The sequence below is a fragment of the Streptomyces sp. NPDC060049 genome (genome assembly GCF_042736715.1).
Taxonomy (GTDB): Bacteria; Actinomycetota; Actinomycetes; order Streptomycetales; family Streptomycetaceae; genus Streptomyces.
The window spans coordinates 222,375-234,048 of the sequence record NZ_JBHWVV010000006.1 but is presented as its reverse complement, the minus strand read 5'-3'; the positions used below and the strand labels follow the sequence as shown (position 1 = coordinate 234,048).

The following is an 11,674-nucleotide window of genomic DNA, read 5'->3' as shown; positions in this document are numbered from 1 at the left end:
CGGTTCGCGGCGCGGGGCTACGCGGCGCGGGTGAAGCTGCCCCGCAGGCTTCTCACCGGCCCTTCGGATTCCTGGAACCGGGAGAAGACGCGGCGGGCCTTCTTCGCCTCGAGGGCCAGGCGGTACGCGTCGGCCTCACGGATGAGGTCGTTGCGGCGGGCGGTGGCGATCTCGTACTCGAACATCTCGTACTCCCTGTGTGCGTTCTCTCGGGCACCTCGTTCGGTGTGATCCAAGATTCGCGCCCCAGGGGGTACCGGCACATCGGGAGCATGCCGCATCCGGGCGTACCGGGGGTCCTTAGTCCGGGGCGGAAGGTCCCCGAGGTGGGCTGAGGCAATACCTAGACGGGAGAGGGGCGAGCACGAAAGACCTGGTGGAGACCGCCTACTGCCTAGGCGACCTTGGGAAGGGGCAGGAAGTACATGATGCCGAAGACGATCACACCGATGGCACCGATGGCCACGGCGGCCCAGGACACGGCACGGACCCAGCTGGGGAGCGTGCGGCCGGGGGCGCCGAAGGCCGGGAGGGCCAGCACGAGGACGGCGATGAGCAGCGCGACCGTCGACAGGACACCGTTGACCAGGGCGGTCAGCTGCCAGGCGTTGCCGTACAGGGCCTCGATCTTCGCCTCGGTGCTGGTGGCGTTGGCCGAGTCGATCTGGCCGATGAGGTTCGATCGCTCGGCCACGACGCGGGAGACCCAGCTGCCGCTGAGGGCGATCAGGCCGAGACCGGCGGCGACGATCGCGCCGGCTCCGGCGCCCACGCCGTTGCCGCGCTCGGCGTCGGCCGTCGCGTCGAACTCGTCGTCGAGGTCCGAGTCGAGCTCCTCGTCGGGGATCTCCTCGTCGCCGAGGCCGGTGACGGCGGCGTCGGCGGCGACCGGGACGGTTGTCTCGCCGGCGGTGTCGGCCTTCTTCAGGTCGGCCGGGGAGTCCGCCTCGGGAGCGGTCGGGGCGGGGGTCTTCTTGGTGTCCATGCGGGGCACCGTAGGCGGCTTGTATGAGAGGTGTCTGAGAATCCCGCGGGACCGCCCGCGCCGCCCGGCCCCGGGTCCGCGGGGGGACGGGGGCCGGGCGCGGCAACGGCTGTGGGCGCGGGCGCGGTTACGCGGGAGCGGCCGGGGGCCACTCGTGGGCGAGGACCGACCAGATCTCGGTGTCCTGGCGGACGCCGCGGTAGAGGTCGTTCTCCCGCAGGACGCCGTCCCGGGTCATGCCGAGGCGCTCGGCGGCGGCGACGCTCTTCTTGTTGGCGGAGGCGACGTGCCATTCGACGCGGTGCATCCCGCGCTCGCGGAAGGCCCAGTCGATCAGGATCCGGCAGGCCTTCGTCACCAGGCCGCGGCCGACCATGGCGGGCTCCAGCCAGCAGCCGGCCTCGCAGGTGCCGCTGCCGGTGTCGAAGGTGCGGAAGAGGACTCCGCCGACGAGGACGCCCTCGACCCTGATGCCGTAGAGGCGCCCGGTGTCGGTGGCCGCCTTCTGCGCGTAGGCCGCCAGGTAGGACCGGGCTCCCTCGATGTCCGCGACGACGTCGGGAAGTCCGACGAACTGCCCGATGTGCTCACGGCCGCGGTCCATGTGCGCCAGGAGCTCCTCGGCGTGCCGGATCTCCAGGGGGAACAGCTGGGCGCCTTCGGCGAGGTCTATCGAGAACATGCGGGCTCGTCCTTGGGGTTCGGGCGGCGGTCGACCGCGTCACCGGGATGCTGTGGCGGGCTCGGTGCCGTCCTCGCTCGTGGCGTCGACGGCGCCGGCCCGCTGCGCCGGAAGTGTCGCACGGGGCCGTCGTTCGGGGGGTTCGATGCTGATGCGCGGCAGCCTGCGGTCCAGCCAGGCCGGCAGCCACCAGTTGGCGCCGCCGAGCAGGTGCATCAGGGCAGGGACGAGCAGGGTGCGCAGGACGAAGGCGTCGAGGGCGACGGCCACGGCCAGCGCGATGCCGAACATGGCGATGAGCCGGTCGCCGCTGAGCACGAAGGCCAGGAAGACGGAGATCATGATGACCGCCGCCGAGTTGATCACCCGGCTGGTCTCGGCGAGGCCGACGCGGACGGCCCGCTTGTTGTCGCCGGTGGCGAGCCACTCCTCGTACATCCGGCTGACGAGGAAGACCTGGTAGTCCATGGACAGTCCGAAGAGCACCGAGACCATGATCACCGGCAGGAACGGCTCGATGGGGCCGGAGCTGCCCAGGCCCATCGGTTCGCTGCCCCAGCCCCACTGGAAGATCGCGACGACGACGCCGAAGGAGGACGCGACGGCGGCGACGTTCATGGCGGCCGCCTTGACGGGGATGCCGATGGAGCGGAAAGCCAGGAGCAGGAGCGCGCAGCCCAGAGCGATGACCACTCCGACGAAGAGCGGCAGTTTGCCGATGATGACGGCGGCGAAGTCGTCGTAGCCGGCGGTCACGCCGCCCACGTGGACCCGCATGGAGTTGCCGTGCCCGGCGCGCGGGACGACCTCCTCGCGGAGCCTGTCGACCAGGTCGCTCGTGGCCCTGGTCTGCGGCGAGGAGTCCGGTACCACGGTGACCACGGCCGTGTCGCCGCTCCGGTTGAAGACGGCCGGTCCCGCGGACGCCACTCCCCTGGTCGTCCGGAGGGACTCGGCCAGCCGGTCCACGGCCAGCCGGTCGCCGGCGCCGTCGAGGCGGGCGACCACGGTCAGCGGGCCGTTGGTCCCCGGGCCGAAGCCGTCGGCGAGCAGGTCGTAGGCCTTGCGGGTGGTGGAGGTGGCCGGGTTGTTGCCCTGGTCGGAGGTGCCGAGGTGGAGGGAGAGCGCGGGCAGGGCCAGGACCGCCATGATTGCCGTGGCGACCAGGCCGAGCAGCTTCGGGTGGCGCTCGACGAAGGCCGACCAGCGGGCGGCGAAGCCGGTGACGGACTCGGCTCTCGGGCCCTCGACTGCCAGTCTGCGGCGCTCGCGGCGCGAGAGCGCGCGGGTGCCGATGGAGGACAGGAGGGCGGGCAGCAGGGTCACCGAGGCGGCGACGGTCAGGACCACGGTGAGGGAGGCGGCTATCGCGACGCCGTCGAGGAAGTTCAGCCGCAGCACCAGCATGCCGAGCAGTGCGATGCAGACGGTGGCACCGGCGAAGACGACGGCCCGGCCGGTGGTGGCGACGGCGTTCTCGGCCGCCTCCTCGACCGGCAGGCCGCGCTGGAGGCCCTTGCGGTGGCGGGTGACGATGAACAGCGCGTAGTCGATGCCGACGCCGAGGCCGACGAGGGTGCCCAGCATCGGGGCGAAGTCGGCGACCGGCATGGCGTGACCGAGGAGGGTGATGCCGAAATAGGCGGTGCCCACGCTGACCAGTGCGGTCGCGATGGGCAGCAGGCTGGCGGCCAGCGACCCGAAGGCCAGGAAGAGGACCACGGCGGCGATGGCGACGCCGATCACCTCGGCGAGGTGCGCGCTGGGGGCCTCGGTGAGGCCGATGGCGCGGCCGCCGAGCTCGACCTGGAGGCCGTCGGCCTGGGTCGTCGGGTTCTTCGCGGCGTCGACCACGGCCTTCGCCTCGGACGGGGGGACCGAGTCGGCCGGCTGGTCGAAGGTGACCACGGCGTAGGCGGTGCGACCGTCGGCGCTGATCCGGGCCGTGCTCTCGGGTTCGCCGCCGTAGGGGCCCGCGACCGATCCGACGCCCGGCAGTGCGGCTATCGAAGCGAGCGCCCGCGCCATGCGCTCCTCGACGGCGGGCGTCCGTACGCTCTGGTGGTCCGGGGCCCGCCACACGATGGTGCCGGCGTCACCGCCCTGACCGGGGAAGCCCTCCCGGAGCAGGGCGTGCGCCTTGCTGGACTCGGTGCCGGGGACCTCGTAGTCGTTGGAGAACGCCGCTCCGGCGCCGATCGCGGCAGCCGCGGTCCCGCCGAAGGCGAGGAGCCAGAGCATGACGACGACGAGGCGGTGCCGCATGCACCACCGTGCGATTGCTGCCAACGGACGGGCTCCCTGGTGGTTCGGTCTTCACCGGGAAGGGCCCGTCGCAAAGAACGCTTGAACACTGAACGCCGAGCTTCTCAGAACTTACGGCCTCCACCCTTCACGATCGCAGCGTTCCGTGATCGTCGGAGGCCTTCGTGGGCATCGTCACAGGCGGCAGGGGGCGGGCTGCGGCGCCGTCGTCGGCCCGGTAGCCGGGCAGCGAGGGCCAGCGCACGGTGAGCACCACGGAGTCCTCCTCCGCGTACCAGGAATGGTCCACACCGCGCCCCCACACGACGTAGTCACCCTGTTCGGCGAGCACGACGCTGCGGCCGGGGAACTCCAGGCGGAACCGGCCGCTGATCAGCACCTGCAGTGCCGTTCGGGACTCGCCGCGCACCCAGCGCGACCGTTCCTCGCCCTTGGGGTGCACGCCCCACTTGATCTCCACGTCCTCGCTGTGGCGGGGGTCGCCGGCCTCTTTGAAATGGCCGAGCAGCCAGCCGCGGTCCACCGCGGCGTCGGGCGCGGCCTTGCCGGTGTACACGGCGGGGGCGGGGAGTCCGGGGTCGCTCACCCGGGTGAGGTTAATGCAGTTGTGCCGGTGGGTGACGGCTGGTGAGCTGGCCGGATGACGATGGATCGAGACGCCTTGCTGAAGTTGCGCGCCGAGTTCGACACCGAGATGCGCCGGGAGGCGCGGCCCGACACGAGCGACGCGCGCGTGGAGCGGGCGGGCTCGGTCGTACGCCAGATCGTGCCGGGCGCGGGCGGCAGCACCGTGCTCTGGTCGGACCTGGACGAGGGGACCGCGGATGCGGTGATCGCGGAGCAGGTGGGGTACTTCACGGGGCTGGCCGCCCGGGGCGAGATCGCGGCGCCGGAGTTCGAGTGGAAGCTCTACGACTACGACCGCCCCGCCGACCTCGGGGACCGGTTGCGCGCGGCGGGCTTCGTGGCGGAGCCGGCGGAGACGCTGATGATCGGCCGGACGTCGGAGCTCGCGAAGCTCCCGGCGGAGCCGCCCGCGGGGATCACCTTGCGGGTGGTGACCGACGAAGAGGGCGTGGACCTGATGATGCGGGCCCACCGGGGCGCCTTCGCCGCGGACCGGCCGCGCATCAGGGAGCTGATGGTGAACCTGTGGCGGGACGAGCCGGACACGATCGAAGCGGTCGTGGCGATGGCGGGCGACGTCCCGGTGTCCGCGGCCCGGATGGAGATGCGCCCGGGCACCTCATTCGCGGGCCTGTGGGGCGGCGGCACGGTGCCGCGGTGGCGCGGCCGCGGCATCTACCGCCTCCTGGTCGCCCACCGCGCCCGCGTGGCGGCGGAGCGCGGCATCCGCTACCTCCAGGTGGACGCGTCGCGGGACAGCCGGCCGATCCTGGAGCGGCTGGGCTTCGAGGTGCTCGGGGTCACGGTGCCGTGGGTGTGGGAGGGCTAGGGCGCGTTGCGAGAGTCCCGCCTGCCGGTGACGGCCGGCGGGATCCGCGAGAGACGGGCTGGTCCCCGACGAGTCGCCCGGAACGCCTTCCACGGCCCGTCCCGACGGGGCAAGATCACAGGCATGGCAGCGACAGAACCCACCCAGCGCGTCGGCCCGCCCCTCACCGGGGGCGAGCGCGAGACGCTCCGCGCTTACCTCGACTTCCACCGGGCGACCCTCGCCTGGAAGTGCGACGGCCTCACCGACGAGGAACTGCGCCTCCAGGCTTCCCCGCCCTCCACCTTGTCCCTGCTGGGGCTGGTCCGGCACATGGCGGAGGTCGAGCGGCACTGGTTCCGCCGGACGATGGGCGGGGCGGACGTCCCGCACCTGTGGTCGGACAAGCGCGATTTCCAGGCCGCCTACGACGCCTCCGGCTCGACCCGCGCCGAGGCCTTCGCGGCCTGGGAGGCGGAGGTCGAGCACTCACGTGCGGTGGAGGCGGCCGCCGAGTCCCTGGACGTGACGGCGCACGTCGTGAAGTGGGAGGAGGACGCCTCGCTCCGCACGCTCATGCTGCACATGATCCACGAGTACGCCCGCCACAACGGCCACGCGGACTTCCTCCGCGAGGCCATCGACGGCACCACGGGGGCGTGAGCCCGGGCACATGAGCCCGCCCCCCTACGGGGCCGCGCCGTACGGCGGCGGCGCGGCCGGGTCCCCGCGCGTCAAGGGCGCCAGTAGCCCAGGGCGTTGACGCGCATCTTCGGCAGGGCCAGGTCCTTGCGGAGCCAGCTCGTCAGGGTGCGGGTGGTGGCCGTGTCGCAGGCCAGCCAGACGTAGGCCGACCCGGCTTCGCCGAGGAGGGGCGGGAGTTCGGCGCGCACGCGCTCGGCCAGCGCCGCGCCTGCGCCCGCGCCCCGCTCGACCCGCCGTACGTCGTGGCGGTCCGCGTGTGCCCGTAGGGGCAGTTCGGCGTCGCTCGCGTGCTGGGTCTCGAACCAGACCGTCGCCGGGGTGTCCGGGAACGCGTCCAGCAGGGAGTTGACCGCGGGCAGCGAGGCCGGGTCTCCGATCACGAGGAGCCGCGCGGGGGCCGGATCCGGCGCAGTGAAGCCCGTGCCCTGGACGGTCGCCTCGATGGTGTCGCCCGGCGCCGCGCGCCGCGCCCAGTCGCTCGCGACCCCGTCGTGCAGGGCGAATTCCAGCGAGAAGGTACCGGCGGCCGGGTCCGGGTCGACCAGCGTGTAGGCCCGCTGGTGCGGCTTGCCGTCGGCGGCTGCGAACCAGAGCCGTACCCACATGGTCGGATGAAGCGACTGCCCCGCCGCCGCGAGCAGTCCGCCGTCCGTCAGCCGCAGGCGCCGGAAGTGTTCGGTGACCTGCTCGGCCCCGGTCACGGTGAAGCGGAAGTCCTTGCCCCGCATCAGTTTGAGGACCACGCCCTCCCAGCCCTTGGCCGTTCTCTCCGCCCCGCTCGCGACGCTCATCGCACCCCTACCTTCCCCTTATAGTTAGGGCAGCCTAACCTAATTGCACGTGGGGAAGAGTGTGAGCCTTGTGAGCAGCACGGACGACGTATACAAGGACGACGACGATTACGAGCTCTACCGGGACACCTGGGGCATCGCGCACCTCCGCGCCCCGGACCCGCTCCGTCTGTCCTACGCCCAGGGGCGCACCACCGCCCTCGACCGTGCCTGGCAGCTGGAGATCGAGCACCTGCGCGCCGACGGCGCGAGCGCTTCCCTCCTCGGCGCGGGATCCGTGCCCTGGGACCGCTTCGCCCGCCAGAGCCGTCTCGCCGACACCGCGCGCCGCTGCTACGAGGCGCTCGACCCCGAAACGGCCGACTGGGTCCGGGCGTACGTCGCCGGCGTGAACGACGGGCTGGCCTCCGGGGCCGCCCGCGACACGCGCTTCGCGCACGCCCCCGAGCCGTGGGAGCCGTGGGTCCCGCTCGCCGTCTGGATCTCCACCCACATCCTGTTCGCGGGCTTCGCGACGAAGCTGTGGCGCGAGCGGGTGGCCCGCGCCCTCGGCGACGAAGCCGCCACCCTGTTCGCCACCGACGGCCCCGGCACCGCCGGCAGCAACGGCTGGCTGGTGCCGGGCGACCGGACCGCCACGGGAGCGGCGATCATCGCGGGCGACCCGCACCGGTTCATCGAGAACCCGGGTGTGTACCAGCAGATACGTATCGCCTGCCCCGAGTACGACGTCCTCGGCCTCGCCGTCCCCGGCGTCCCCGGCATCGCCCACTTCGGGCACACCGGCAGCGCCGCCTGGGCCATCACCAACGCCATGGCCGACTACCAGGACCTGTACTGCGAGCGGTTGCGGCACTTGGAGGACGGCCGCGTCGAGGCCCTCGGCCCCGACGGCGCCTGGGAACCGGTCGCCCGCCACACCGAGACCATCGCGGTCGCCGGAGCGGATCCGGTCGAGGTGGAGGTCCTGGAGACCGCACGCGGCCCCGTGATCATCCGGGAGGCCGACGAGGCCGACGCGGACGACGCGACCGACGCGGAAGGCGCGACCGCCCGGGACGGCAGCAACGGCAGCAACAGCCGGACCCTCTCGCTGCGCTACCCGCCCCGCGTCCGCCGCGATCTCGGCTTCGCCGCCCTGCCCGCGCTCCTGCGCGCCCGGACCGTCGCCGACATCGACGCCGCCCTGGACGGCTGGGCCGAGCCCGTCAACGTCGTCCACGCCGCCGACACCGAGGGCGGCCTGCTGCACCGCGTCGCCGGAGCCGTCCCGCTGCGCGACCCCGCCAACCGGTTGCGGCCGGTGCCCGCCTCGGACGCCCGCCACGCCTGGCAGGGCTGGGCGAAGACCCCCGCCGAGCCGGTGCAGGGCTTCGCCGTCATGGCGAACGCGCGCGGGATCGCCTCCCCGCTGGGCGTGGAGTTCGCGCCGCCCCACCGCGCCAACCGCATCCGCGAACTGCTCTCCGGATCGGCGGACTGGTCCCCGAAGGCCATGGCCGGCGTGCACGCGGACACGCACCTCGCCTCCGCCGCGCCGCTGCTCGCCCTGCTGCCCGCGCTCGGCGGCCTCTCCCCCGCCGCCGCCGCGCTGCGCACCCGACTGCTCGGCTGGGACCGGCACATGGACGCGGACAGCACCGACGCCACCGTCTTCTCGGCCTTCCGGGCGGCGACCGTACGCCGCTTCGCCGCCGACCCGGTCTTCGCCGGCCTCGCGGACGCCCCGACCGGCCCTGAGGTGTTCCACCCCTGGCTGTACCTGCTCCCCCGGGTCGGCTACGCCCTGGAGGGCCTGCTCACCACCCCCCTGCTACCCGATCTGGACCGTGCCGGGCACGTCCGCGCCGCCCTGGAGGAGACGGCCGCCGCCGGGGCCCCCGACGTCCCCTGGTCGCAGGTCCACCGGCTGGCCCCCTGGTCCGCGCTGCCGGACCCGGACACCGAGTGGCCGGGCCTCGGCGGGGACCACGACTGCGTCAACGCCACCTCCACCGTGCCCGGTTTCACCGACCTCGCCGCCCGCGCCTCGGCGGCCCGCTACGTCTGGGACCTGGCCCGCCGCGAGGACAGCCTCTGGGCCGTGCCGCTCGGCGCGGACGGCGTCGCCGACAGCCCGCACCACCTCGACCAGCTCCCGCTGTGGGCCCGCTGCGAACTCGTCCCCGTCGTCACCGACTGGGCCCGCCTCACCAAGGAATCCGTATGACCACCTGGCCCGCCGCCCGGCAGCCCGTCCACACGCACCACGTCGAGGGCTTCGGCACCGTCACCCTGACGTCCGTCGACCCCGCCGCCGACTCCGTGCTGATCCACTCCTGGGTCAGCGAGGAGCGTGCCGCGTTCTGGGGCATGGGCGGGGCCAGCCGCGAGCTCGTGCGCGAGATCTACGAGGACGTGGACCGCCGCACCACCCACCACGCGTACCTCGCGCGGCGCGAGGGGACGCCGGTCGCGCTGTTCCAGACGTACGACTGCGCGGAGGACCGGGTCGGCGAGTGCTACGAGGTCCAGCCCGGCGACATCGGCGTGCACCTCCTGATCGGCCCCGACGCGGGCACAGCCGAACAGGGTTTCACGGCAGCCCTGCTGACCGCGTTCATGGCGTTCGTGATCGCCGACGGCACGATCCGCCGTGTCATCGCCGAGCCGGACGCCCGCAACGACAAGGCCATAGCCCGCCTGCGGCGCACCGGTTTCGCGCTCGGCCCGGAGGTGGAGCTCCCGGAGATCGACCTTCCCGAGGTCTACCTCCCGGCCAAGCAGGCGCGCCTGCTCATCCTCGACCTGTCGGGAGCCCTGCCAGAAATTCGGTGACCAGAGCCGCCCACTCCTGCGGGCGCTCGGCGAACGGCAGGTGTCCGGTGGGCAGTTCCGCCCACCGGGCGCCGGGCAGCGCGTCGGCCACCTCCCGCTGGAGCTCCAGCGGTACGAGGCGGTCGGCGGTGGTCGCGACGACGAGCGCGGGTACGTCGATCCGCGCGAGGTCGGCGCGCAGGTCGGCGCCCTTCACCAGGGCGGCGTGGTCCCCGCCGCCGGGCGGGAGGGACGCGGCGGTGGCGCGTACGGCCGCCTCCACCTGCTCGTCCGTCAGGCCCTCCAGCGCCTGCGGGCCGAGGGTGAGCGGCAGAAGGAGCCGCGCGAGCAGCTCGTTCTCCTCGCGCCGGGCCAGCTCCGACCACAGGTCGGCGATGAGCCCGAGCCACTGCCCGGCCCGGGCGAAGGTGGCGGTGAGCACGAGCGCGGTGACACGTTCGGGGTAGCGGGCGGCGACGCGCACGGCGACGTTCCCGCCGAGGGAGTAGCCGAGGACGGCGAACCGCTCCAGCCCCTCGGCGTCGGCCGCGGCGACCAGCTGGTCGGCGATTTCGTCCAGTTCCAGCGGGCTCGTGGCGCGCGGGGTCGCCCCCGTACCCGGATAGTCGACGCCGACGAGGGTGTGGCCGGCGGCCAGGGTGTCGAGGATCGGACCGAAGTTCGACTCGACCGAGCCCCCTGCGCCATGGGCGAGGAGCAGTCCGGGCCCGCCGCTCCCCTTGCGGACGGTGCGGGCATAAGTGCTGGTCAGTGCGGTGCTCACGAAGGATCCCCTGATTTCCGTAACGGTCGCTACAAAAAGAACCGTACCCGATTTAACGAGCGGTCGCTACAGAACTCCGGGGTTTTTGTACGGGCGCTGTACGGGTCGACGGTGCGTCAGCCCGCGCCCGCACGGGGATGTCGCAGGCATGGCAGACGACAACAAGCCCCAGAGGAACGTCTCGTGGCGGGTCCTGGGCGCACTGGCCGCGCATTTCCGCAGGCAGGCGAACTACACCCAGGCGAGCCTGGCCGAGTACCTGCACACCGACCCGGAGACGATCGGCTCCATGGAGCAGGGCCGTCGGCTCCTCCAGCCGCGCATGGCGGCGATCCTCGACGATCTGTTCGGTACCGGCGGCTTGTTGAGCATGACACTGGCGAAGATCCCGAAGCGGGAGCGGTACCCCGCCTTCGCGCTCGACTTCATCACCCACGAGCGGGACGCGGAGAGCCTGTTCTCGTACCAGAACTCGGTCATCCCGGGGCTGCTCCAGACCCCGGAGTACGCGGCGGCGGTCTTCGGCTGCCTCTACCCGCCGCTCACCCAGGAGGAGATCGAGGTGCAGACGGCCACCCGGTTGGCCCGGCAGACCATGCTGGCGCGCAAGCCGTGGCCGCCGATGATGCACTACATCCTGGAACAGTCGGTCCTCGAACGCCCCATCGGCGGGCGGGAAGTCCTCCGGGCCCAGCTCCGCCACCTGCGCGAACTGGCCGAACTACCCTTCCTCGGGCTCCAGATCATGCCCACCGCGCGCGAGAGCCATGCGGGCCTGGCCGGCCCCATGGTGCTGCTGGAGACCGGCGACCACGACCAGCTCGCCTACCTGGAAGGACAGGGCGTCAGCTTCCTGCTGGACGACCCCGAGGAGGTCCATCCGCTGAGTCTCAAATATGGGATCCTGCGGAACCAGGCGCTGTCCATGGAGGACAGCAGGCGCCTGCTGGACGACCTGCTAGGAGAGTCATGACCCGCGCACTGACCTGGTTCAAGTCGAGCTACAGCAGCGATGAGGGCGGCAACTGCCTCGAAGTCGCCTACCACTGGCGGAAGTCCAGCTACAGCAGCGACGAGGGCGGCGACTGCGTCGAGGTCTCCGCCCACGCCGCCGCCGTGCACGTCCGCGACTCCAAGGTCACCGAGGGCCCCGTCCTGACCGTGGCCCCGGGCGCCTGGGCCGCATTCGTCACCGCCGCAGCTTGACCATCCCCCTCCCGCGCCGGGAAGC

General features: G+C 72.7%; 13 protein-coding genes. 6 read left to right on the top strand and 7 right to left on the bottom strand.

Annotation, left to right across the window (positions count from 1 at the left end; genetic code table 11):
* Positions 1-17 precede the first annotated feature (17 nt).
* The 5 genes from ACFWBY_RS13595 to ACFWBY_RS13575 all read right to left on the bottom strand — a co-directional run bounded on the left by ACFWBY_RS13595 (position 18) and on the right by ACFWBY_RS13575 (position 4,518).
* A complete protein-coding gene (locus ACFWBY_RS13595) occupies positions 18-185 on the bottom strand; it encodes a hypothetical protein (protein WP_385329536.1) in 168 nt (55 codons plus the stop codon).
* A 209-nt stretch (positions 186-394) separates the two neighbouring features.
* Positions 395-985 carry a hypothetical protein gene (locus ACFWBY_RS13590; protein WP_385329539.1) on the bottom strand — a complete coding sequence of 197 codons (591 nt, stop codon included), beginning with the start codon at positions 983-985 and terminating at the stop codon, positions 395-397.
* Between the two features lie 127 nt (positions 986-1,112).
* Complete coding sequence (locus ACFWBY_RS13585) at positions 1,113-1,667, bottom strand: GNAT family N-acetyltransferase (protein WP_385329542.1); 555 nt, start codon at positions 1,665-1,667, stop codon at positions 1,113-1,115.
* Positions 1,668-1,706: 39 nt separating this feature from the next.
* Positions 1,707-3,956: an MMPL family transporter gene (locus tag ACFWBY_RS13580; protein ID WP_385329545.1), complete on the bottom strand. Its 2,250-nt coding sequence runs from the start codon at positions 3,954-3,956 to the stop codon at positions 1,707-1,709.
* Positions 3,957-4,059: 103 nt separating this feature from the next.
* The gene (locus ACFWBY_RS13575; protein ID WP_385329547.1) at positions 4,060-4,518 is read right to left on the bottom strand and encodes a signal peptidase I; all 459 of its coding nucleotides are present in this window, start codon (positions 4,516-4,518) and stop codon (positions 4,060-4,062) included.
* Between the two features lie 60 nt (positions 4,519-4,578).
* On the opposite strand from ACFWBY_RS13575, the gene ACFWBY_RS13570 reads away from it, so the two are divergent.
* Positions 4,579-5,388: a GNAT family N-acetyltransferase gene (locus tag ACFWBY_RS13570; protein WP_385329724.1), complete on the top strand. Its 810-nt coding sequence runs from the start codon at positions 4,579-4,581 to the stop codon at positions 5,386-5,388.
* A 123-nt stretch (positions 5,389-5,511) separates the two neighbouring features.
* Positions 5,512-6,030, top strand: coding sequence for a DinB family protein (locus tag ACFWBY_RS13565; protein ID WP_385329549.1), 519 nt, complete (start codon positions 5,512-5,514; stop codon positions 6,028-6,030).
* Positions 6,031-6,101: 71 nt separating this feature from the next.
* Here the strand turns inward: ACFWBY_RS13565 and ACFWBY_RS13560 are convergent, their stop codons facing one another.
* Entirely contained in the window at positions 6,102-6,863 is a 762-nt protein-coding gene (locus tag ACFWBY_RS13560) for a siderophore-interacting protein (RefSeq protein WP_385329552.1), read from the bottom strand.
* A 70-nt stretch (positions 6,864-6,933) separates the two neighbouring features.
* Here ACFWBY_RS13560 and ACFWBY_RS13555 point away from each other — a divergent pair, with 70 nt between their 5' ends.
* Both ACFWBY_RS13555 and ACFWBY_RS13550 read left to right on the top strand, forming a co-directional pair.
* Positions 6,934-9,072 (top strand): penicillin acylase family protein, encoded by a 2,139-nt coding sequence (locus ACFWBY_RS13555; protein WP_385329555.1) that lies wholly within the window; start codon positions 6,934-6,936, stop codon positions 9,070-9,072.
* Positions 9,069-9,680, top strand: a complete 612-nt coding sequence (locus ACFWBY_RS13550; RefSeq protein WP_385329557.1) for a GNAT family N-acetyltransferase — start codon at positions 9,069-9,071, stop codon at positions 9,678-9,680. The genes ACFWBY_RS13555 and ACFWBY_RS13550 overlap by 4 nt, the downstream gene beginning before the upstream one ends.
* Here the strand turns inward: ACFWBY_RS13550 and ACFWBY_RS13545 are convergent.
* Entirely contained in the window at positions 9,640-10,443 is an 804-nt protein-coding gene (locus ACFWBY_RS13545) for an alpha/beta fold hydrolase (protein WP_385329560.1), read from the bottom strand. The genes ACFWBY_RS13550 and ACFWBY_RS13545 overlap by 41 nt on opposite strands.
* A gap of 148 nt (positions 10,444-10,591) precedes the next feature.
* Between ACFWBY_RS13545 and ACFWBY_RS13540 the strand changes: the two genes are divergently transcribed.
* Both ACFWBY_RS13540 and ACFWBY_RS13535 read left to right on the top strand, forming a co-directional pair.
* Positions 10,592-11,416, top strand: coding sequence for a helix-turn-helix transcriptional regulator (locus tag ACFWBY_RS13540; RefSeq protein WP_385329562.1), 825 nt, complete (start codon positions 10,592-10,594; stop codon positions 11,414-11,416).
* The gene (locus ACFWBY_RS13535; protein WP_385329565.1) at positions 11,413-11,649 is read left to right on the top strand and encodes a DUF397 domain-containing protein; all 237 of its coding nucleotides are present in this window, start codon (positions 11,413-11,415) and stop codon (positions 11,647-11,649) included. Before ACFWBY_RS13540 ends, ACFWBY_RS13535 begins: the two co-directional genes overlap by 4 nt.
* Positions 11,650-11,674: the final 25 nt, after the last annotated feature.